Origin of the sequence: Longimonas halophila, from assembly GCF_002554705.1 — a bacterium.
GTDB classification, from domain to species: domain Bacteria; phylum Bacteroidota; class Rhodothermia; order Rhodothermales; family Salinibacteraceae; genus Longimonas; species Longimonas halophila.
In genome coordinates, this window is record NZ_PDEP01000010.1 from 125,299 (window position 1) to 145,548 (window position 20,250).

A 20,250-nucleotide genomic window follows, 5' to 3' on the forward strand; every position below is an offset into this window, starting at 1 on the left:
TGGGTTAAGCACGGGTAGAGAGAGCAGGCGCGGGGTCGTCGAAGGGCGAGCCGGTGTCGGCGGCGTGGCGTGCGCGGACGGCCTCGGCCCAGGCGGCCGTGAGCAGATCGTAGTCGTGGGCATCCATGTCGGCATCGCCGGTGTCGGCCGCCTGAAAGCCATAGGCGACGGGCGAGAGGCTGGCGCGGGGCCCGGAGCCCATGTTGAGCAGATGCGCACGGCCCAGCCCCAGGCGGTAGTCGCCGTGCATCTGGCCGAGTACGCAGTGCGACCCGTCGGAGAGCTCCAGCGTAACGGGATCGACGCTGCGGTACCAGTGCGGATCGACGCCATCGAGATAGGCCGCACCGCGTTCAACACGTTTTCGGGCCGAGGCGGGCGATACGTCGGGGATGCCAGCGCTGGTAAGGGAGTGAATCCAGGACCACATAAGCACAGCAGAAAAAGTAAGCAGGATTCGGGGGATGGGCGTTTGGTTTGCACATCCTTCATGGTGCGTAACGGCGTACGCAGCATGCAGTTGCACCGGGGCGCGTTGTGCGTTCAACGATGTGGGGAATCATGACGCAGACGCGTCGTGATCGTCAAGCGTAGCCCGGGCCTCCTGAACCATCTGCACGAGGCGCGTGTGGGCGTCATCGGCGCTCTCAAGGGGCGGGTCAAAGGGGATGCGCACGGTCGTATCGGACGATGCGAGGTGGAGCGTCATCGTATCGGCATCGATGCCGGTCATGCGTACGGGGCCGTTGGGCACGGCATCTGAGAACGCACGCACGTACAGCCGCAGCGCGTCGGCGTGGTCCTCGTTCATGTGGTTGATGATGCGGGGTGCGGCGGTGGAAAACGACATATATCGGCAGGCGTATGGGGAGCGGGCACGATGAGAAATTGCCAAACCGCGCAGATGCATGAAGCAAATTGGGGCGGCTGGCGTCGTACGTAAGTGCATGCAATGTATGCGTTCTGATTCATCAATCTATTCCTGACATGGAGACGACGGCGACCGATTTTGCAACCGATGTGATCGAAGCCAGCCGCACCACGCCGGTACTGGTCGACTTCTGGGCGCCCTGGTGCGGTCCGTGCCGCCAGCTCGGGCCCACGCTCGAACAGCTGGATGCGGAGCGCGACGACTGGACGCTTGTGAAGCTCAACGTCGACGAGCACAACAATGTGGCGCGCCAGTATGGCGTACGCGGCATTCCGGCGGTCAAGCTCTTTGTGGATGGCACCGTGGCGGCCGAGTTTACCGGTGCGCTGCCGCGCCATGCGGTTGATCAGTGGCTCGACGAGCACCTGCCGACGCCGGAGAAGAAAGCCATTGGCCAGGCCCGAACCGCGCTCGACGAGGGCCGCCGCGACGATGCCATCGCGTTGCTGGAGCCGATTGTCGCAGAAGACGCATCGGAGCCGGAGGCGAACCTGCTGATGAGCACGGCGATCGTGTTTGAGGATCCGGAGCGCGCCGCGTCGCTGGTCGAGTCGCTCGACATTGCCGCGCCCGATCTGCGTCAGCAGCGTGAGGCGGTGCAGACGCTCAGCCGCCTGCTCACCGACACGCCCGATCTGCCCGATACCGAGGCGGCAGCGACCTACCAGGAGGCGCTGGCGGCGCTGCGCGACACCTGCTTCGACGACGCCCTCAGCCAGTTCATCGACGTTGTACGCACCGACCGCGACCTCGACGACGATGGCGCTCGTAAGGCGTGCGTGGCGCTCTTCACCTTGCTCGGGCCAGAGCATCCCGCCACAAAAGCCCACCGCCGCGCGTTCGACACGTCGCTGTATTAGCTGCACGAGAACGTATCCTGCATCGTTGCCTGAGCCGAACGGTCTTCCGTTCGGTCCTGCCACTACCGCTGGAGACGTACGCGCCCGCGAAGCTCCCAGTCTCCGGGTACCGGTAGGTTATCTCGTCGCGAGGCTCCGCCTCGTGACGCGGCTGTTCAGGGGCTCTGCCCCGTCTGCATGCTGTAGTTACAGTTGCTGCCTCCAAAGACCGCCCCCGTACTCTGCTCACATAAGACCTCGCGCCCATGCCGCGTACCCGCATCGCCATTCCCGACGACGCCGCTGTCATGCACACCGCCACCCTTCCCGTGCGCTGGGGCGATATGGATGCGTTTCGGCACGTCAACAACACGAAGTTTTTTCGCTACTTTGAGCAAACGCGGGTCGAGTGGCTGCGCACGTTGCCCGGCGCTTCGATGGAGGGCGAGGTCGGACCCGTGGTGGCTCACACGGCTTGCGCATTCAAGCAGCCGCTTCGGCATCCGGCAACGGTTCGCGTGGAACTGCTGAGCGGCGTCCCGGGGCGCTCCAGCATCGAGACGTATTACCGCATCACCACGGAAGCGGCGCCTGATACCGTCGTGGCGCGGGGCTCGGCCTCCATCGTTTGGATTGACTTTGCCACGGGCCGTCCTGTGGCTTTGCCCGATGCCATGCGCGAGGCGCTGCCCGCATAGTCCACTCTGTACGTTCCATCGGGTACACCGCAGTGCAACAAAGCCTGCCCACGGGGTGGGCTTTTTTTGTTGGGGGAGGCGCAGCATAGGCGGCGTTGGTGAATAGGGACTTGCATACGTCGCTGCTGCTTCCTATCATACCACCGTAACCAATGACGGTGGTTTGCAGCGCGCCCCACCAGGCGCATGTCACCCCGCACAGGTTCGTCGTTCCCCCGACTTCCATCCGCAACGTATGAGCGCGCTCACAAAGCGTCAGGAGCAGATCGTGACGTTTATTGCCGATCATATGGAAACGTACGATCGTCCGCCCACGGGCACCGAAATCGCTGATCACTTTGGGTGGAGCTCGCACGCGACCGCCTACGAGCAATTACGGTGGATCGAAAAGAAAGGCTACCTGGTGCGCGAGCGCTCTGGGGCGCGCGGTCCGCTGCATCTGTCGCTCACCGACAAAGCGCGCCACCTGGTCGACGATGCCTGGATGGTGCTCGGGCGCATCCCCGCCGGGCCGCTGTCGGATGTGGCAGGCGAGCACCTCGACACCGTCGCGGGGCTGGAAGACCTGGTGCCGGTTTCCCTGAAACCGGGCGACTACTTCCTGCGCGTGGACGGCGACTCGATGGTCGATGCCGGACTGGCCGAGGGCGCGCTCGTGGTGGTGCGCTCCACGCAAGAAGCCACCAGCGGCGACATCTGCGCCGTGTGGGTGGATGGCGACGGCGGCACGCTCAAGACCGTTCGGTTCGAGGATAACACCGTACACCTCGTTCCGCAAAACAGCGCCTACATGCCCACACAGTACCCCGCCGAGCGCGTGCGCATTCAGGGCGTGGTGGTGGCAGTCCTCGACATGCGCCGCGTGTAGGGCATATGGCGCGCTCCTCTTTTCCTCATAACTGGTCTACTTGCATGATTGGTTGCCTGTACATCCCCGACTACCCGGCGTGGGCGCTCCAGTATCTGGATGAGCAGCACGACACAGCGTCCGAGGCGGGTCTTGCGGTAGTCAGCGAAGACCGCGTGCTGGCGTCTACCCCAGCCGCGCAGCAGGCAGGCGTTACATCTGGCATGATGCGCACAGAAGTCGAAGATACCGCTGTCTCCATACGCGAACGCAACCCGCGCGCTGAGGCCGCCGTTTGGGTCGACGTGATGCAGCGTCTGAATGCCTACACGCCGCGTATTGAGCCGGTGGATACAGGGCTCCTCTATTTCGATCTGGTGGATGCTGAGGCGTTGAGCGATTTCTTGGAAGCAACAGGCGTGCAAGCCGCGTGGGCTCCCGACCGTCCGGCAGCGCGTCTCGGTGCGCTATGTGCACAGCCCGGTATGCTGCATCGTCTTACACACGGCGACATCGCCGCACTGGTGCACGAGCTGCGCATCGAACAGCTGCTGCGCCTGGACTATCCGCTGCCGATGATTGAGCACCTGAAAGACGCCGGATACGACCGGCTGGGGCCGCTGCAAGACGTGTCACGGCGGCGGTTGCAGGCCGAGTTTGGAACGCAGGGGAAGCGGCTGCACCGGCTGCTGCATCCGTCGCGTGTGGACCGGGCTCCGGTGCCGCTCTACACCGCCCCCGACACGGTGCGTCGGGCGCTGCACTGGGACACGCCCGCCGTCTACTGGGAGCAGGTGCAGCCGGCGCTGGCGCGGTTGCTCAGCCAGACGGTGAGTGCACTGGGCGCCAAGACGTGCCAGCGCATCACCGTGCGGGTCGTCGATGCCTGCTCGGGCGCGGTGCTGTGCGCCAGCCGCCTGCTGCATGCGCCCATGCGCACCCGCAGCGCCCTGTCGCCGGTCGCCCACGAACTGTTACGCGCACTCATGCAGCCCGGACTGGAGGTCGCGACGCTGCGCGTAGCGCTGGGGGTGCTGGCCATCCCCGAAGTCTATCCCGACGTATTCTTCCGGCAGACCCTGCGTCCGCGCCGGGCCGCTTCGTCACGGATGGCCCGAGCCTCTATTGCAGACGACACCGTGCCTGACGTGCTCCCAGAGCATAGCGAAGTGGTTGGCGACGAGCGAGCCGAGGTGCGTGGGTAGGGACACTGGACATCCATTTGCTTCGAGAATGGAAACACCAGTCACGTCATTGTTACGTTTTAGATTTGAAAATGAAGAGAGAGAGAGAGAGAGATAATAAGTGTGAAGTTAATTTTGTTAGTCACAAAAACCTTTCAAAATGAAAGTCTTAAAGCTTGGAATTCCAGCATTAGTAGTATTTGCTTCCTTAATGTTTGTAGGCTTCGCGTACCCAGATGTGGGTGAAGTTGTCCCGTCCGATCAAGATGAGACAGTTCGTGTACAGTCTCCGTGCAGCATTAATTCTACACTTGGTGAAATGCGTTCTGCAGGACTCTCTGTAAATCCGCAGTTCTACGATGCAGATCTATGCGATGCGGGATGGGATGTTGGATTAGAAGGCTCATTAGGAACGGAGACGCAGATCAAAGTAACGTGTGCTTCTGGAGGAGAAGAAGGCTGTCCTTTGCTCACCTGGTGTTAAGCATTAACAAGGTACATACCATTAGCACAGCGGAGAGGTGTAAAAACATCTCCGTTTTTTTGTAATAGTTTGCGTAAATAATCAAATGAAATCATTACTTCTATCAGTATTTGTGCTGTGCATATTCACAGGCACTGCATACGGGCAGTGTGAGGATACATTTCTGAAGACCCGAAGTGTAACGTTGAACCAGGACACGCAGCTCCTGGGCAACATAGAGAGCGCTGCAATGCATCCAACGCACGGAATTGCCGTGGCTACGGCCGACCCGGGCATTGTTTTGTTAAATTCAGAAGGGCAGTTTCGCCAGGACATCGGGCGGGTGGGGCAGGGCCCGTTCGAATATCAGGGGCCGCTCGTTCTCCGCTTCAACAACGAGAGACTGGCCGTTTGGGATCGAGGCAACCGCAAGCTCATAACCTTTGATCAAGATGGACAGGCGCTGCAGGAGTGGACCGGTATAAGCCGTAACTTCTCGAACTTTGCCCTTCAGGGAGACACCTTGTTTGGTTATCACGGAGGTGGTCTCAGAGAGAATTACATTGCTGCGTATGCTCGACAAGATCGGGGCAACGCAAGCATACAGCTTGGGCAGGCTTCTGGAGCACACTTTCCGCTGAGTCTGCTCGACGGATCCAGTCCCATCGCATACGACGCGACACAGCAGCAGCTTCTCTACGCCTCGCCTGCTGAGCCCATCATGCATGTGTACAACACAGATACGGGCGCAACGTCCACCGTAGACATCAACGACAATGCATTTAACACCGATGCCGTCCAGGATTACCAGCGTCTCGAAGATATCAACAGCGATATCTTGGGGGCGTCTGAGCAGGCATTTAAGAGCAGCCGCTTCTCTTCTATACATGCTGTAGGAGGAGGCGTAACCCTGGCTGTGCTGCAGCATGGCGTACTGGAGTACGAGCGCTCTTTTTCGGAAGCTGTTGAAGATCAGACCGGCGGGGGTACGCTCGATGTTGGAGACGTTGTCACGAACACGCGTCGGCTACACGTTCATCTCCTTGATGCGAACGGAGAGCAGGACGCCTGCCAGTCGCTCTCGCTTTCTGAAGAAGCATTCGAAACAGATGATCCCATTCTTGGACCCACCGATCGCGGTTTCCTTACACTGCGGACGCAAACGAATGAGGCCGGAGATATCGACTACGTGCTCACCGAGTACTATGTCCCCGACACGTACTGAGGCGGTCGTGGGCGACAAGCGAGCAGAGATGCGTGGGTAGGGACACGGCGCGCCGTGGTATCTGTTTAGCGCGGTTCAATGGCCGCCCGGGATATTCTTCCGACAGCCGTCGGAATACTGATCCCGGGCTATGGAGCGGCGCGATGTGAGTCAAATCCATAGCCGGGGACCGCTTGCGTCCCCGGCTATCTGGAGCAAGTCGCTAAACACATAAGCGCCCTACTACTCATCGCGCCTCAGCCACAGCAGGCTCCTGCTCGCGGTACTGCATATCGTAGAGGCGGCGGTAGAGGCCGTCGAGCTGGAGCAGTTCATCGTGTGTGCCACGTTCGCGGATTTCGCCTTTGTGCATCACCAAAATCTGGTCGGCGTCGCGGATGGTGGAGAGGCGGTGCGCTACTGCCAGCGTGGTGCGGTCTTCGGTGAGGGCCTCCAGCGCGCGTTGGATGAGCGCCTCGGTCTCGGTGTCTACGCTGGAGGTGGCCTCGTCGAGCACCAGCACATCGGGGCGGTAGAGCAGCGCACGCACAAATGCCAGCAGCTGACGCTGCCCGTGCGAGAGGGAGGCCCCGCGCTCCTTCACGTCTTGCTGGAAGCCCTCGGGGAGCTGGTCGATGAACCGATCCGCCTGCACCATGCGCACGGCCTCGCGGATGGCCTCCTCCGAGATGTCGTCGTTGCCCAGCGTCAGGTTGCGCTCCACGGTGCCCGAGAACAAGAACACGTCTTGCAGCACCAGCCCAATGTGGCGGCGCAGGTCTTGGAGGCGCAGGTCGCGGATGTCCACGCCATCCACCAGAATGCGCCCGTGCTGAATGTCGTAGAAGCGCAGAAGCACGTTCATCACGGTGGACTTGCCCGCGCCGGTAGCGCCCACGAGGGCGGCGGTTTCGCCGGGCTCAATGGTGAACGAGACATCCTTCAGAATCCACTCGACATGATCATGCGCGGCCGGATCGTCCACACGGTCGAGGTCTTCATAGGTGAACCACACGTTCTCGAAGCGAATGCGACCCTTCAGCGCATCCAGCTTCACCGGCGTATCCGGCTCTTCAAGCGAATAATCGTCGTCGAGCAGCCCGAAGATGCGCTCAGCCCCCGCCATGGCGCGCTGCAGCGTGTTGTACTGATTCGAGAGCTCCCGAATCGGCTCGAAGAACTGGCGCGCGTACTGGATGAACGCAATGAGCACACCCAGCGTGAGGGCCGAGCTCGTCATCGCTTGCAGACCGCCAAACCAGAGCACCGCGCCCACAGCCACATCGGCAATGATCTGCACCGCCGGCCAGAAGATCGCAAAGTAGAAGATGGTCTGGATCTGTGCGTCGCGGTGGTCATTGTTGATCTGTTTGAAGCGGCGCATCTCCTCGTTCTCGCGACCAAAGAGCTGCACGATGGTGATGCCCGTTACGTGCTCCTGAATGAAGGAGTTAAGCCGTGAGATCTGCTTGCGGGTTTCGCGGTAGTGCGTGCGCACATGGTTCCGAAACCAGAACGTGACCCACACCATGAGCGGCATCACCGTAAGCGTCACGATGGCCAGCGTGGGGTTGATCGTGAACATGAAGTACGTGATGAACACAAGGCGGAACAGATCGCCCAGAATCACGACCACGCCCGACGAGAGCACGTCGCTGAGCGCCTCCACATCGCTGGTGGTGCGCGTGATGAGGCGGCCCACCGGCGTGCGGTCGAAGAACTTCAGCGGCTGGCGCAGCACAAAGTCGAAGACCGTGGTGCGCAGGTCATAGATGGCGCGCTGGCCAATCCACTGCGTCATGTAGTTCTTGATGAACGCAAACAGGCCCTCGGTCATGAGCGCCACCACCAGAAAGAGCACAATCGCCTGCAAGCCGGTTACGCCCCACGTGCCCAGCGCCTCGGCTTGCGCCACGATCCAGCCCTGCAGGCCGCCCGGCGCCGCACTGCCTCCCACAATATACTGGTCAATGGCCAACTGAATGAGCAAAGGGCGCAGCGGACCCAGCATCGACGCGATAAACGTGATGCCCAGCGCCAGCGCCACCCAGCCCGCGTACGGCTTCAGGTACGTCCCAATGCGCCCCACCAGACGGCTCTCCATCTGCTCGAATCCGCTCGGGGTGTCGTCTTCATCGTCGCCCTTGTACGCTTCGCGGGCATCCGACAGATTGGCCTCCTCGCGCGAGGCATCGTCGGCATCGCTACGCGCAGCGCCGTTGGTATTGTTGGTGGAAGAAGCAGCCACAAGCCAGCAGAATAATTCCAGATCTATGAAGCGCAACACACAAATAGCATTTGCGTGTGCAACGTAACCTTAACTCATGTCTCCAACACAGGGTTGCGCGTCCACACGGCAATCACAGCGCTGTTACGCATGCCGGAGCCGCGTTTCAGTCGGCAGGTTCAATCGGATACGCATGGCCTTCGCGGGCGCCCTCGGTGTTTGGGTGGATGCGCCGGGCCTCGGCTTCGAGCTGGGACCAGTCTTCGTATCGGGCGCTCAGATGCCCCAGGAGCAGGCGATGGGTGCCGGATCTGCGGGCGATCTGCGCCGCCTGCGCGGCGGTGCTGTGTCCCGTCTCAGTGGCACGGGCCGCATGCTCGGACCCAAACGTCGCGTCATGATACGCCAGGTGCGCGCGCTGCGCCAGCGCACGGCTGCCGGGGCCGGGACGCGTATCTGTAATGTATGCGCACGACACGCCGGGTTGCGGCGGCCCCACCACATCGTCAGGCCGCACGCGGGTGCCGTCGTCGGTCGTTACAGGCGTGCCTTCCTTCAGGCGTCCAAAGTCCGGCGGATGCGAGACGCCCAGCGCGCGGGCCCGCTCCACATCCAGCGGCCCCGTGCGGGTGTAGGTGGTCCACCGATAGCCCATCACGGGCACGCGGTGGTCCAGGGCGTGAGCTTCGAGCCAGGCATGGCGTCCGCGCCACACGGTCGTGCAGGCCGGGGGCGGTATCATCTCGCGGACGGTGCACGCAAACGGCAGATCAGCAGGGGCCGTGCCGGGCGTGGCCGCGAGCCATGCCTTTAGCCCGGGCGGACCGATGCACACGAGCGGGTCCGTGCGCTGCTGCAATGCCATGGACGAGAGCAGGCCCGGCAGCCCGTAGCAGTGGTCGCCATGCAGATGCGTAATCGCAATCACATCGATGCGTGCCGCCGAAGCCTCCACAGCGTGCAGGCGATACTGCGTGCCCTCGCCGCAGTCGAACAGGATATGGCGTCCGTGGTGTGTAAGCAGCGCTGCTGAGAGATGGCGTCCGTGGGCCGGCACAGCAGAGGCGGTACCGAGCGGAGTAAACGTGGGCATGGCAGAAAACGAAGGGAGAGCAGAAGGAGCACGCCAATTAGCGTGGGGGATGCGAAAGGTATGCCGTGCGCGAGTGCGAGTTCGGGCTGTGTGTGGTCTGATCTTGGTTCTGTAGGAAGATCTCCTGCTCTGTCAATTCTCATTTTGATGGTTCCCATGCAATCATCCCCAACGAACCATCTCCCTGGCGTTCAGCAGACGCGGTTTGGCACGGCACGCGTCCCCACGTTATTTTTGAGTTGTCTTTTCGTATATTGACGCTGTTCATCCTTTCGAATTGCCCGCCCCTGCTCTATGCATCGCTTTCTGTACGCGCTGTTTATTGCGTTTCTCGTTGTTGTAGGCGGCGAGGTGCGCGCTGAGGTCATTCGCGTTGAGGTCGAATCCGAGACCGTTGTGCTCAACGGGCGCGCCTTTGGGGCGTACGGCGCGTATGAACTGTTAGAGGGATGCATCACCTTTGGCATTGACCCGGCGCATCCCATGAACGCACGCATTGTGGATCTGCAGCGCGCGCCCCGCAACGAAAACGGCCTCGTAGAAGCCACGGCCAACTTCGCGGTGCTTCAGCCAGTCGATTCCGACAGGCGGCGCGGCGTAGGCGTGGTGGAGGTCAGCAACCGAGGCGGCATGTTCTCGCCCAGCTACTTCAACCGGGCCTCCACGTCAAGCCTCGATCCGAGCGATCCCGAGGCGTGGGGCGATGCGCTGTTGATGCGGCAGGGGCTCACGGTCATCTGGGTCGGGTGGCAGTGGGACGTGCCGCGCGATGGCGACGAGCGGCTGCGCCTGCAGGTGCCCCGCGCCCGCCATCACGACGGGAGCGCCATCAGCGGGCTTGTGCGGAGCGATTGGGTGATTGACGAGGCAGTGCAGACGCTCAGTGTGGCGCACCGCGACCATGTGGCGTACCCCGCCGCGGACTTCGACCATCCCGACAATCTGCTTACCATGCGCACCGGACGCAACGCGCCGCGCCAGACCATTCCGCGTGCGCGCTGGCAGTTTGCTCGCACCACCGACGACGGCGTCACGGTATCCGATAGCACCCACATTACGCTGCAAGGAGGATTTGAAGCCGGGATGATCTATGAGCTGGTGTACCGGGCCGAAGATCCGGCGGTGGTCGGGCTCGGGCTGGCCGCCATTCGCGATGTGATTTCGCACGCGAAGTACGATGCTGACACGCGCTTTCCGGTGGAGCACGGCATTGCGGTGGGCGTGTCGCAGACGGGGCGCTTCCTGCGGCACTTCCTCTATCAGGGCTTCAACACGGATGAGCAGGGCCGTCCGGCGTACGATGGTATCTATGCGATTACAGCGGGCGCCGGACGCGGCAGCTTCAACCACCGGTTTGCCCAGCCCTCGCGCGATGCCCATCGCTACTCGGCGTTCTTCTATCCGACTGATATCTTTCCCTTTACAAGTCAGGTCCAGCATGATCCGCGGACGTGGCAGAGCGATGGACTATTGGCGCACGCGCACCACGCCGACCACATCCCCAAGATGTTTCAGGTGAACACCGGGTACGAGTACTGGGGCCGGGCGGCATCGCTAATCCACACGACGGTCGACGGCACGCGCGATATGGCGCTTCATCCCAACGAGCGCATCTATCATCTGGCGAGTGCACAGCACTTCCCGTGGCAGTTTCCGCCGCCCGAAGAGATGCAGCAGGAGACCGATCCTGCCGTATATCGTGGCAATCCGCTGGACCAGAGCGTGAACTACCGGGCGCTGCTTGTGCGGATGGTTGAATGGGTAGATGAAGAGACCGCGCCGCCCGAGAGCCAGTATCCGCGCATTGAGACGGGCACGCTGGCAGCGGTGGAGGCCGTGGACGCACCGGCGATTCCAGGGCTTGCGTTTCCGAAAGTCATGCACACCGCCTATCGTGCCGACTACGGCCCGCGCTGGCGCACTGATGGAGTCGTTACCGCGCAGCCGCCACGCCTTGACAGTCCGTTTCCGGGCCGCGTGCCACAGGTCGACAGCCTGGGCAATGAGGTTGGCGGCGTGCGTAACGTAGGCGTACGCGCTCCGTTGGCCACTTACCTGCCGTGGAACCTGCGCGTAGATGCGCCCGCCAACAAAAACGAAATGACCGACTTCTACGGTACCTACGTTCCGCTTCCCACGACAAAAGCCAAGAAAGAGGCTACCGGCGATCCGCGTCCGTCCATTGAGACGCTCTACGACAGCCGGTCAGCGTACCAGGACCAGGTGCAGCAGGCCGCCGATGCACTCATTGAGCAGGGCTTTCTGCTCCCCGATGATCGTGAGCGGGTCGTGGAGCGGGCCGCGCAGGTGTGGACGTGGGTGCACGAAGGGCACGAGTAGACGCATCGGCCTCTTGGGACAGTGTGCGCAGGGTATGGAGCCGTTGAGCGATGCGCCAACGGCACATGGCTGGGGAAGCCAAGAGTGTACACTGAGCGATGCGAAAAGTGGCCCAGGTTCTGATGCATTTGGGCTACGTTGGATGTTGCGTATCCCTCACGCCAAACGCAGGAGTTCTGCGTTCGTGTTCTCTTGGGCGGGCGATATGCCGCTGGATGGAGGGATCCGGGCGGGCGTAGCGCCGCTTTCCATCGATCTTATGGTCATTGACGATTCCCTACCACAAGGTACCTCGCGCGCGGCTCAGGTGCTGCGCACCGTAACAGCAACGATCAAGCATCATGCGGCACTCATGCGGCAGGCCCGTGCGCTGCACCGCGTCAGTCAGCGTCCGTTACACCGCGAGCCTGCCACAATGTATTGGATCGACCGCTATCTGCGATTCTACGACTCGAAGCCGTTGTACCGGCTGGATGCCAATCATGCGGCAGCGTTTCTGTCGTTTGTTGGGACGCAGGATACCTGTGCTGAAGCCGAAGACGCGCTTCGTTTCTTTCACGAGCGGGTGCTGCATCGTCCGTTGCCGCGTGAGCTGTCGTATACGGTGCAAACGGCCCATGATGCCCCGCCGCAGGCCACCGAGGCCCGTCAGACCCTCTGGCCAACGTAGCCATGCACTCTACTACTCAGACTGCATCACAACCGGGTTGGTGGTAAAGGTGTAGCGTTCCAGCTCGCCGCTGTCTTGGCGATACTCCACGGTGAACTGCGCTTCGGCGGAGGTGTCGGGCGTTTCGGTGAGCACGAGCGCAATCTCGCGGGCAAACTCCGCGGGGCCGCTGAGGAACGTCTCCAATGGCGCGATGCGTGCGGGGCCGTCGAGGTCGCGTACGGCGATGTCAAAAAGGGAAGCCAGGTTGTCGTCTGTTGAGTAGCCGTCGAAGAGCGGCGTGCTGCTGTAGATGCGAAGGTCGGATATGGTGCCGATGGCTGCGATGGACGGGGGCGTACAGGCATGCGCAGTGGGAATGAGGGACCACGACGCGGGTGTTGAGGGGCGCGCCGATGCATCCAGGCCGAGCGTAGCACGGCGGGCGTCCAGCGCCTGCATGTAGATCGCGAAGTGGCCTTCGGTGAGGGTGTCGTCCTCGATGGGAGACAGCCGGGGCCACGCATCAGATGGATCTTGGGTCGCGGCAAGGGCCTGCGAATCGAAGTCGACAACGGGGGCTGTGGGCGTGTCGAACGGGCCGCACTCGGAGCCAGTGAGGCCGCAGGCGGGCAGGAGAGCAAGACCGGTCGCAAGGAGGCAAGCTGTCAGGAGGAAGCGCATGGCGAGTGGACGTCGGCGCATGGGTATCTTTACTTAGGATGATATGAACCTACACGCAGAGTACATAATTGTTGAAAGAGATGCCAACTGATGACGCTGGGAAAGGTGCGCAGTGAGGTATGGGCCTTCGTATCCTCCTAACGCAACATGCGCAGATTTACATAGCGGCTCTCGATGAGCGCTGAGGAGACGGTTCAGGAGAGATCTCAAGGAATGTCCTCAACAGAAATTGGTGCGCCAGCAGGGAGAGCAGGTGTCTTAAAAGTGATGAGCCAGTGCGCGAAAGAAGCGCCGTACGCGGCGTTCGTTGACGCCCAGATCGCTGTATCCAACACGGCTGGCGCTGCGGATGTGAAGCACGCTACCGCCATTTTTGCCGGGACGCACCGCGATGTGTACGTCGTCTTTAAAGACAAGGGCCACCCGATAGACGGCCTGTGCGCTGCGGTCGTTGGGATCGGTAGTGCAGGACACCGGATTCAAGTCAGCCAGGGCCGCTTGGGCGGCTTGATAGAGCCGGTTGGGCGATGCCTCGAACGCGCGCTGGGTGCGCTCGCAGTTGGGCGTGTCGGGGCATGGAGGGACAGGCGGGGCGGCAGGCACGATGTTTTGGGGGACCTGAGGGGAGGCGGACGCCTTCGTAGACGCGCGGGTTACGGGGTTTGCGGGGTCGAGGCGTTCGCGGCGGGCGCGTCCTCCCCCAGGCCGCGCTGCTCATTGTACTTGGAGGGGCACTTCACCAGAATGTGGTCGGCCACGAAGCCGTCTTCGCCGGGGTAGCCTTCGATGACAAGCTGCTCGGCTTCTTCGAAGTTGGCGGGTTTGGGGTCGTTGTAGTGGACGGTGCGAACGGTGCCGTTTTCGTCGCGCATCTGAAAGGTAAACTGGTTGCGCTCAATGTCGTAGTGCGTGGGCGCGTCTTCGACCCAGGTGCCTACGACGTGCGCTTTGGCGCCGCTGGCTTCGGCTTCTGCAAAGCCCATGTAGCCACCGACTTGGCTGCCAAAGTTGAAGAACAGCAAGGCACCAAAGCCCAGCATGAGGGCAAAACCGATAATCTTTTTAGGACGCATGGCAAGGGGGGCGTTAAAGAGAGTCAAACAAGGGGAAAAGCCACCATTAGGCGTCGCCTTCTGAAAGCGAATCATCGAGGCGGCGTTCCAGTGCATCGATTTTTTGGTCGGTGCGGTAGATGTACGTCATGATGCCGACCCACACAATGACGAGCACGGCGACAACGACGTAGATTTTGCCGTCCGCCGTAAAGACACGCTCCAGCGCATCGGGCTGGGCCGTGGGCGTGGTGGTTTGGGCCCACGCCGAGTCGTAGGCCGCCGAGTCGGCTACGGTCGAATCCGTCTGAGGCTCGAAGGCGTGAATCGTCATGCGTGGGCGGTCAGGTCAAGGAGAGAACAGGAGCGCGTGTGGGGCGGCGAGCAGGGGCCTGCTCAGCGAATGGAGGAGAGCAGTCCCGAGGCCCGCTCGCGCCATGCGATGACGGCCAGCCGGACGCGCTGTGTGTACAGCATCCAGAAGAGTCCGAGGAACGCGAGTACTGAGGGGTAGAAGATCCACCGCATGGAGGGTGCCAGGTCAGTTTGCGAGAGCGCGGGGCTGCCCTCGGCGCCGGGGTGCAGGCTGGTCATCTGTCGCGGTAAGATGTACAGCAGAAAGGGCACCGTGGCGAACGCAAACAGGTTGTACACGGCGGCCAGGCGCCCGCGCGTGGCATCCGACTCGATGCTATCGCGCAGCACAAAGTAGGCGGCGTAGATGAGCATGAGCACCGCGGCCATGCTCTGCTTGGGGTCCCAGTTCCACCACTTGCCGGTGCCCTCGTACCAGGTAAAACGCGCCCACACCATGCCGGTAATGAGTCCCAGCACGCCAAACACAATAGCCAGGCGCGCCGCCTCGCGGGCCCGAATGTCGCGCACCACGTTACCTGTGCGCAGATACTGCATTGAGTGGTAGGCCGATACGAGCGTTGCGCCCATCAGCGTAAACCACATGGGCACATGGAAGTAGAGGCTGCGCGCCGACTCCTCAATGATGCTAAGGCGCGGAATATCGCGCAGGAACCCGGCTACAATGACCACGCTGATGGTAAGAAACACCGCACCCTGCACGGCACGGTACAGCGGGGGACGGCCAATAAGAGCAGGAGGCGTCGCCATAAGATGATACAATGCAATGAGCAGTCTACGTTGTTTTGGTACGCCCCCGTTACGGGCGTATTCCCATTGCGCCGGTGAATTCAGGACAAAAGGGGGCGGCAAGCACGTAACCACCATGTTTTGCATTTTTCTGAACCTGTCCTCGTTGCTATGATCCCCCGGTTCCTTCTTGTTCTGCTCACCGCAAGTCTCGTGAGCATGACCGCCTGCACCAACGACGCGTCTACGCCCTCCGATAGCACGAGTACCACCACCGTTGATACATCGTCTGCCGACACCGGCACGGTACTCATAGCCGACAAGACTGACGACCTGCTCTACTTTGTGGACCGTGCCACCCGCAGCGTAGAAGACAGCATTGCGGTGGGACGCGGGCCGCATGAAGTCGCGGTGCATCCCTTTGAGCCAGTGGCGTACGTGGCTAACTATGAGGGAGAAGGCAGCATCTCGATCATTGATCTGGAGACGCACACTGAGCGCGAGCGGGTCATGTTGGAGCCCGGAAGCCGTCCGCACGGCATTCAGGTGGATGCGGCCGGAACCGCCGTGTACGTGACGGCGGAGGGCCTGCAGGCGGTGCTGGAACTGGATCCGCAGACCGGTGCGGTAAAGCGCACACTGAGCACCGGTCAGGAGGGTACGCACATGCTGGCGCTGGGGGGCGCGCACATCTACACGGCGAACATCGGCAGTGGCACGGCCACGGCGCTTAACCGGGAAGCGGGCAATGTGGATGCGCACATCGCTACGGGCGAGGGGGCCGAGGGGATCGCTCTGACGCCCGATGGACGCGAGGTGTGGGTGTCAAACCGGGCTGAGGATACCGTATCGATTATCGACTCCGAGACGCTGGCGGTGGTCGATTCGTTTACGGTCGAGGGCTTTCCGCTGCGCATCTACATGACTCCGAACGGCGACACGGCGCTGCTGGCGTGTGCTCAAGCCAATGAGGTGGCGCTCGTGGATGTGGCCACACGCGAGGTGATGGCGCGGCTGCCGACTGGCGATACACCCGTGGGCATCCAAATTACGCCCGATGGCACCGAAGCCTTTGTGGGCAACATGAACGGCGGAAGTGTGACGGTTATTGATCTGGAGGAGCAGACCGTGGTCGATACCCTGCCATTGGGCACAGGGCCCGACGGGATGGCGTTTGTGGAGTAGCAATGGCCCACGCAAGGCATGGTCGCCGCGCTACGAGCCATACGGATCATCGAGATAGCGCTCAGCACGTTCGTGGCTGTTGCTGTGGTCGTCCATGCTGAGCACGATGCGATAGCGATTTACGGCCTGGTTGCGCCGGTCGGTGGCGTCGTACACCATACCCTGATAGAGCCGTCCCAGCGCCACGTATTTACGATCTTCGACCGTGTCGTTTGCGTTCAGCTCTTCGATGCGTGCCAGGTGCTGGAGGGCGGCCTCATAATCGCGCCGGATGAGCCGCTCGCGGGCCATCTGAAAGTAGGCCTCTTGCGCAATAGGCGTGTTGTAACCCGTCCATCCCGCTTCGTGGCGCGCGGCAACCTCGGCATATACATCGCGGGCCTGGCGCAGGTGTCCGCGTCGGCTGTGGAGCCGCGCCGCATAGGCGTGGAAGTATGAGTTGTGCGGATGCGCCTCGCGCAGCCATGCCATGTGCTTCTGCGCCTCGCGGTAATCGTCTTCGTAGAGCGCATAGATCTGTGCGAGAAAATAGCGGGCCTCGGACTGGATGTACCAGCCTTCTTCTGCCGCGCGGTGAATCATCTGTAGGCCGCCTTCGCGGTCACCTTCGGGCAGCATCCACATGACCATGCGGGCGGCACTGTACTCTTCGGGAATGATTGCCGCGTAGTAATCGTACATACCGCGCCCAAACGCGAAGTCCTCGATGTGTGGGGCCTGATCGCGCGCCTCGCGCACGTAGCCAATAGCGCGACGTCCGCGCCGCATGGCGCCCACCCACTCGCCCCGATTCGACTTCAGGCGGGCCTGCAGCGCCAGCGCAATGCCTTTGAAGAACGGCGCATCGAAGTGGTCAGGGTTCTGTTCGAGCAGTGCGTCGGCACGGTCGACGGTAGCCTGCATGTAACGATAAAATTCGTCGTCGTGGGCGGTGTTTTCCAGGTCGGGCAAGATGCGCCACCACACGTTGAGTCCGTTCAGAAAGGGACCTACAGGGTGGTTCGGATACCGTGCAGCAATGCGGTCGAAGATGATTTCGGCATCGTCGAATGCCATGTTGTAGAGCGAATCAAGGCCGCGCTTCCCTTGCTCGCGTACGAACGGGTCATCAAGAATAGAGGTGCCGTTTTCGGATACAGCAGGTGCCTGGGCGGATGCCGGGACCGGGTGGAGTCCGAGCAGAAGGATAGTGGCAAGGACAAGCAGGCCGCATCCAGCAAAAAAAGGTCTCATAATACAACCGACCGTCTGCATGGCATAATGCACGCAGACGGTCGAACCAGAGGTCAAACCGTGCAGTTCCGGCGCCAGAGCAGCGGGCCGGGCGGTTTATGCGTCAGGTTTTATGCCTCAGTATCGGAGCTGGTGATGAAGCGGAGGCCGCCAAACAGCACGCCGAGCACACCGATCTTGGCGAGGTCGATCCAGAGGAAGCGCAGGAAGCCCTTGTCGATCGACTCCATCCAGGTGGCGTGGTCGGCGACGTAGTGCAGCCACGTTACGCCCGCGGTGAAGATAATCGCGGCGCCCACCAGCATCGACAGGGTGCTGCCCACAAGGCTATTCCACCGCTGGGTGAGTGCCCCGGTTACAAACGCCGCAACTGGGTAGGACAGGATGTATCCGCCCGAGGCCAGGCCCAGCAGATACGCGATGCCGGTGCCATCGCCCGCGTAAACGGGGACGAACATGCCGAGGGCCACGTAGAGCAGCTGTGCGAGCATGCCGTTGCGTGCGCCCAGGAAGAGCCCGCTGGCGTACACCATCAGAGTCTGCAGCGTGATGGGGACCTCCCACAGGTAGAGGCGCACATTGGCATCGGCAGCGAAGGCGGTGAGCAGCGCAAAGCCCGTAATGCCCGCGGCTTGCAGCGCCATCGAGGCGTCGTCGGCACGCAGCCGGTCGAGCCATGACGCGCGGGAGGATTGGAGCGAAAGGACGTCCGTTTTCATGCGATTCGAGGGGTTGCACGCAACATAGGGTGAACAGGGGATATGCAGCATACAAAACATGCGCGAGAGTTTCCAGCAGTCGCCCAACCGCATCTGCATCAATTCTGTGAAAGGTGGCGTGGGAGAAGCCCTGTAAAATCCATAAGGGCTATCAGGCAGAGCGGTAAGACTACGGGGCAGAGCCTCCGGGTCAAGCGTCACGAGGCAGAGCCTCGCGACGAGCGAGCGAGAAGAAAAGTAGAGAGACCGTCCTGTGTGAGCAAAAGATCAACTCCTCGTCGCATAGCACTACAGGCATGACACTTTGGGCCCCTCCGCCGTGCGACGCAGGCCACGCAGGGGCGCTGCCCCGTTCCTTCGGGACGCTCTGCCCGGCCGCTGCTTGCCGCATCTAAATCAATGCTGTGAAAGGTGGCGGAGGGAAGCGCCCCTTTGCATCCAACAGAAAATTCGAGGCGCAGCGCAATCATGATCGTAGCATAATGCAACGCCTGCCCACCGGCGAAGTACAACGGCACGAACTTTTTGGCTGATGCCCCTGCTTTCCCCTTGCCTATGAAGCGCTTCGAAGAGCTGTTTACCGAGCTGTCTGCCAAAGTTGAGCGCGCGGATCCCGACTCGGGAACCGTGGCCCGCGTGGAGGCGGGGCCGCATGCCATCGGCAAAAAAGTGCTCGAAGAGGCAGGCGAAGTCTGGATGGCCGCCGAGCACGAAGGCCGCGAGCGCACCGCCGAAGAGATCGCGCAGTTGCTCTACCATGTGCAGGTGATGATGCTGGCATGCGATCTGGACCTCGACGACGTGTACCGTCACCTGTAGCGACACCTCTCCTCCCGCTGATTCGCTGATTTCTGTTTCGTTATTCTCCCTGTTTTATGCTTCAGATTGCTCTTCCCAACAAAGGTGCCCTGTCCGAAGGCGCTGCTACCCTGGCGAGCGAGGCCGGATACCACTGCAGCCGGCGCGGACGCGAACTCTCGGTGCGCGATACCGACCATGGCGTGGAGTTCGTGTTCTTGCGTCCGCGCGACATCGCGACCTACGTGAGCAAGGGCATCATCGACCTGGGCGTAACCGGGCTCGACCTGCTGCACGACAGTGGGGCCGACGTCACGCAGGTCATGCCGCTGGAGTTTGGGAAGGCGCGCTTCTGCTATGCGGTACCCAAAGAGCAAGACATCACGCCCGACGACTTCACCGCCGACACGCGCATTGCCACCTCGTACGTCAACGTGGTGCAGCGCGACCTGGAGCAGCGCGGTATCGATGCGACGGTCGTTCCGCTCGACGGTGCGGTCGAGATCTCAATTCAACTGGGCGTGGCCGATGCCATTGCTGATGTGGTGCAGACCGGACGCACCATCGACGAGGCCGGACTGAAAGTGATTGGCGATCCGATCATCGCGTCGCAGGCCATGCTCGTTGCCCAAAACGGCACTGTGGCCGACCATGAGGCGGCCCGCCACTTCCAGGAGCGCATCAAGGGCATTCTGATGGCGCGCTCCTACATCATGGTCGAGTACGACCTGCCAACTTCTAAGCTCGATGCCGCCCACACGATTACGCCGGGCATTGAGTCACCCACCGTGTCGCCGCTTAGCAAAGACGGCTGGGTGGCTGTAAAGGCTATGGCGAAGCAGTCGCGCGTCAACGAGATTATGGACGATCTCACCGACATCGGGGCCAAAGGTATCATTATCACCGACATTCGCACCTGCCGGATTTGATAGGAGGCATCGTCTTTCGGGGGGGGGCATACATGTGCTGTATCAATTCTCCACGCTCGTTCGTAGAATGG

21 protein-coding genes are annotated in these 20,250 nt (G+C 61.6%); 10 read left to right on the plus strand and 11 right to left on the minus strand.

Annotated elements, in window-relative coordinates; all coding sequences use genetic code 11:
• Positions 1–4 precede the first annotated feature (4 nt).
• Both CRI93_RS11260 and CRI93_RS11265 read right to left on the minus strand, forming a co-directional pair.
• On the minus strand, positions 5–430 hold the full coding sequence (locus CRI93_RS11260; RefSeq protein ID WP_098062740.1) for a hypothetical protein: 426 nt from the start codon (positions 428–430) through the stop codon (positions 5–7).
• 129 nt (positions 431–559) lie between these two features.
• On the minus strand, positions 560–850 hold the full coding sequence (locus tag CRI93_RS11265) for a DUF2470 domain-containing protein (protein WP_176521839.1): 291 nt from the start codon (positions 848–850) through the stop codon (positions 560–562).
• Positions 851–987: 137 nt separating this feature from the next.
• Here CRI93_RS11265 and CRI93_RS11270 point away from each other — a divergent pair, with 137 nt between their 5' ends.
• The 5 genes from CRI93_RS11270 to CRI93_RS11290 all read left to right on the plus strand — a co-directional run bounded on the left by CRI93_RS11270 (position 988) and on the right by CRI93_RS11290 (position 6,187).
• On the plus strand, positions 988–1,791 hold the full coding sequence (locus CRI93_RS11270; RefSeq protein WP_098062742.1) for a tetratricopeptide repeat protein: 804 nt from the start codon (positions 988–990) through the stop codon (positions 1,789–1,791).
• Positions 1,792–2,036: 245 nt separating this feature from the next.
• The gene (locus tag CRI93_RS11275) at positions 2,037–2,468 is read left to right on the plus strand and encodes an acyl-CoA thioesterase (RefSeq protein ID WP_098062743.1); all 432 of its coding nucleotides are present in this window, start codon (positions 2,037–2,039) and stop codon (positions 2,466–2,468) included.
• A gap of 235 nt (positions 2,469–2,703) precedes the next feature.
• Complete coding sequence (gene lexA, locus CRI93_RS11280) at positions 2,704–3,336, plus strand: transcriptional repressor LexA (RefSeq protein WP_098062744.1); 633 nt, start codon at positions 2,704–2,706, stop codon at positions 3,334–3,336.
• Between the two features lie 44 nt (positions 3,337–3,380).
• Positions 3,381–4,520 (plus strand): DNA polymerase Y subunit UmuC family protein, encoded by a 1,140-nt coding sequence (locus CRI93_RS11285; protein ID WP_098062745.1) that lies wholly within the window; start codon positions 3,381–3,383, stop codon positions 4,518–4,520.
• A 716-nt stretch (positions 4,521–5,236) separates the two neighbouring features.
• Positions 5,237–6,187, plus strand: coding sequence for a 6-bladed beta-propeller (locus CRI93_RS11290; protein ID WP_141491679.1), 951 nt, complete (start codon positions 5,237–5,239; stop codon positions 6,185–6,187).
• 226 nt (positions 6,188–6,413) lie between these two features.
• Here the strand turns inward: CRI93_RS11290 and CRI93_RS11295 are convergent, their stop codons facing one another.
• Entirely contained in the window at positions 6,414–8,414 is a 2,001-nt protein-coding gene (locus CRI93_RS11295; protein WP_245850483.1) for an ABC transporter ATP-binding protein, read from the minus strand.
• Between the two features lie 145 nt (positions 8,415–8,559).
• A complete protein-coding gene (locus CRI93_RS11300) occupies positions 8,560–9,486 on the minus strand; it encodes a ribonuclease Z (protein ID WP_098062747.1) in 927 nt (308 codons plus the stop codon).
• Between the two features lie 1,083 nt (positions 9,487–10,569).
• Here CRI93_RS11300 and CRI93_RS15690 point away from each other — a divergent pair.
• Positions 10,570–11,826 (plus strand): alpha/beta hydrolase domain-containing protein, encoded by a 1,257-nt coding sequence (locus tag CRI93_RS15690; protein WP_425436990.1) that lies wholly within the window; start codon positions 10,570–10,572, stop codon positions 11,824–11,826.
• A 205-nt stretch (positions 11,827–12,031) separates the two neighbouring features.
• Positions 12,032–12,496 (plus strand): phage integrase N-terminal SAM-like domain-containing protein, encoded by a 465-nt coding sequence (locus tag CRI93_RS11310; protein WP_098062749.1) that lies wholly within the window; start codon positions 12,032–12,034, stop codon positions 12,494–12,496.
• A 12-nt stretch (positions 12,497–12,508) separates the two neighbouring features.
• Here the strand turns inward: CRI93_RS11310 and CRI93_RS11315 are convergent, their stop codons facing one another.
• The 5 genes from CRI93_RS11315 to CRI93_RS11335 form a co-directional block, all read right to left on the minus strand.
• The gene (locus CRI93_RS11315) at positions 12,509–13,180 is read right to left on the minus strand and encodes a hypothetical protein (protein ID WP_098062750.1); all 672 of its coding nucleotides are present in this window, start codon (positions 13,178–13,180) and stop codon (positions 12,509–12,511) included.
• Between the two features lie 237 nt (positions 13,181–13,417).
• Positions 13,418–13,762 carry a DUF1499 domain-containing protein gene (locus CRI93_RS11320; RefSeq protein ID WP_176521840.1) on the minus strand — a complete coding sequence of 115 codons (345 nt, stop codon included), beginning with the start codon at positions 13,760–13,762 and terminating at the stop codon, positions 13,418–13,420.
• A 50-nt stretch (positions 13,763–13,812) separates the two neighbouring features.
• On the minus strand, positions 13,813–14,232 hold the full coding sequence (locus CRI93_RS11325) for a cytochrome c maturation protein CcmE domain-containing protein (RefSeq protein WP_098062752.1): 420 nt from the start codon (positions 14,230–14,232) through the stop codon (positions 13,813–13,815).
• 46 nt (positions 14,233–14,278) lie between these two features.
• Positions 14,279–14,545 (minus strand): CcmD family protein, encoded by a 267-nt coding sequence (locus tag CRI93_RS11330; RefSeq protein ID WP_098062753.1) that lies wholly within the window; start codon positions 14,543–14,545, stop codon positions 14,279–14,281.
• A gap of 62 nt (positions 14,546–14,607) precedes the next feature.
• A complete protein-coding gene (locus CRI93_RS11335; protein ID WP_098062754.1) occupies positions 14,608–15,336 on the minus strand; it encodes a cytochrome c biogenesis protein in 729 nt (242 codons plus the stop codon).
• Positions 15,337–15,486: 150 nt separating this feature from the next.
• Here CRI93_RS11335 and CRI93_RS11340 point away from each other — a divergent pair, with 150 nt between their 5' ends.
• Complete coding sequence (locus CRI93_RS11340) at positions 15,487–16,500, plus strand: YVTN family beta-propeller repeat protein (RefSeq protein WP_098062755.1); 1,014 nt, start codon at positions 15,487–15,489, stop codon at positions 16,498–16,500.
• A 30-nt stretch (positions 16,501–16,530) separates the two neighbouring features.
• On the opposite strand, the gene CRI93_RS11345 is transcribed toward CRI93_RS11340, so the two are convergent.
• Together CRI93_RS11345 and CRI93_RS11350 are read right to left on the minus strand one after the other, a co-directional pair.
• Positions 16,531–17,733: a tetratricopeptide repeat protein gene (locus tag CRI93_RS11345; protein ID WP_098062756.1), complete on the minus strand. Its 1,203-nt coding sequence runs from the start codon at positions 17,731–17,733 to the stop codon at positions 16,531–16,533.
• A gap of 110 nt (positions 17,734–17,843) precedes the next feature.
• The gene (locus CRI93_RS11350; RefSeq protein WP_098062757.1) at positions 17,844–18,452 is read right to left on the minus strand and encodes a biotin transporter BioY; all 609 of its coding nucleotides are present in this window, start codon (positions 18,450–18,452) and stop codon (positions 17,844–17,846) included.
• A 555-nt stretch (positions 18,453–19,007) separates the two neighbouring features.
• Between CRI93_RS11350 and CRI93_RS11355 the strand changes: the two genes are divergently transcribed.
• Together CRI93_RS11355 and hisG are read left to right on the plus strand one after the other, a co-directional pair.
• Positions 19,008–19,271, plus strand: coding sequence for a phosphoribosyl-ATP diphosphatase (locus CRI93_RS11355; protein WP_098062758.1), 264 nt, complete (start codon positions 19,008–19,010; stop codon positions 19,269–19,271).
• A 56-nt stretch (positions 19,272–19,327) separates the two neighbouring features.
• Positions 19,328–20,179, plus strand: a complete 852-nt coding sequence (gene hisG, locus CRI93_RS11360) for an ATP phosphoribosyltransferase (protein WP_098062759.1) — start codon at positions 19,328–19,330, stop codon at positions 20,177–20,179.
• Positions 20,180–20,250 lie beyond the last annotated feature (71 nt).

What these genes read in the sequence shown, in the direction of transcription:
- CRI93_RS11260 (WP_098062740.1), bottom strand. Translation starts at nt 430, where the DNA reads ATGTGGTCCTGGATTCACTCCCTTACCAGCGCTGGCATCCCCGACGTA.
- CRI93_RS11265 (WP_176521839.1), bottom strand. Translation starts at nt 850, where the DNA reads ATGTCGTTTTCCACCGCCGCACCCCGCATCATCAACCACATGAACGAG.
- CRI93_RS11270 (WP_098062742.1), top strand. Translation starts at nt 988, where the DNA reads ATGGAGACGACGGCGACCGATTTTGCAACCGATGTGATCGAAGCCAGC.
- CRI93_RS11275 (WP_098062743.1), top strand. Translation starts at nt 2,037, where the DNA reads ATGCCGCGTACCCGCATCGCCATTCCCGACGACGCCGCTGTCATGCAC.
- lexA (WP_098062744.1), top strand. Translation starts at nt 2,704, where the DNA reads ATGAGCGCGCTCACAAAGCGTCAGGAGCAGATCGTGACGTTTATTGCC.
- CRI93_RS11285 (WP_098062745.1), top strand. Translation starts at nt 3,381, where the DNA reads ATGATTGGTTGCCTGTACATCCCCGACTACCCGGCGTGGGCGCTCCAG.
- CRI93_RS11300 (WP_098062747.1), bottom strand. Translation starts at nt 9,486, where the DNA reads ATGCCCACGTTTACTCCGCTCGGTACCGCCTCTGCTGTGCCGGCCCAC.
- CRI93_RS15690 (WP_425436990.1), top strand. Translation starts at nt 10,570, where the DNA reads ATGATCTATGAGCTGGTGTACCGGGCCGAAGATCCGGCGGTGGTCGGG.
- CRI93_RS11310 (WP_098062749.1), top strand. Translation starts at nt 12,032, where the DNA reads ATGCCGCTGGATGGAGGGATCCGGGCGGGCGTAGCGCCGCTTTCCATC.
- CRI93_RS11315 (WP_098062750.1), bottom strand. Translation starts at nt 13,180, where the DNA reads ATGCGCCGACGTCCACTCGCCATGCGCTTCCTCCTGACAGCTTGCCTC.
- CRI93_RS11325 (WP_098062752.1), bottom strand. Translation starts at nt 14,232, where the DNA reads ATGCGTCCTAAAAAGATTATCGGTTTTGCCCTCATGCTGGGCTTTGGT.
- CRI93_RS11330 (WP_098062753.1), bottom strand. Translation starts at nt 14,545, where the DNA reads ATGACGATTCACGCCTTCGAGCCTCAGACGGATTCGACCGTAGCCGAC.
- CRI93_RS11335 (WP_098062754.1), bottom strand. Translation starts at nt 15,336, where the DNA reads ATGGCGACGCCTCCTGCTCTTATTGGCCGTCCCCCGCTGTACCGTGCC.
- CRI93_RS11340 (WP_098062755.1), top strand. Translation starts at nt 15,487, where the DNA reads ATGATCCCCCGGTTCCTTCTTGTTCTGCTCACCGCAAGTCTCGTGAGC.
- CRI93_RS11345 (WP_098062756.1), bottom strand. Translation starts at nt 17,733, where the DNA reads ATGAGACCTTTTTTTGCTGGATGCGGCCTGCTTGTCCTTGCCACTATC.
- CRI93_RS11350 (WP_098062757.1), bottom strand. Translation starts at nt 18,452, where the DNA reads ATGAAAACGGACGTCCTTTCGCTCCAATCCTCCCGCGCGTCATGGCTC.
- CRI93_RS11355 (WP_098062758.1), top strand. Translation starts at nt 19,008, where the DNA reads ATGAAGCGCTTCGAAGAGCTGTTTACCGAGCTGTCTGCCAAAGTTGAG.
- hisG (WP_098062759.1), top strand. Translation starts at nt 19,328, where the DNA reads ATGCTTCAGATTGCTCTTCCCAACAAAGGTGCCCTGTCCGAAGGCGCT.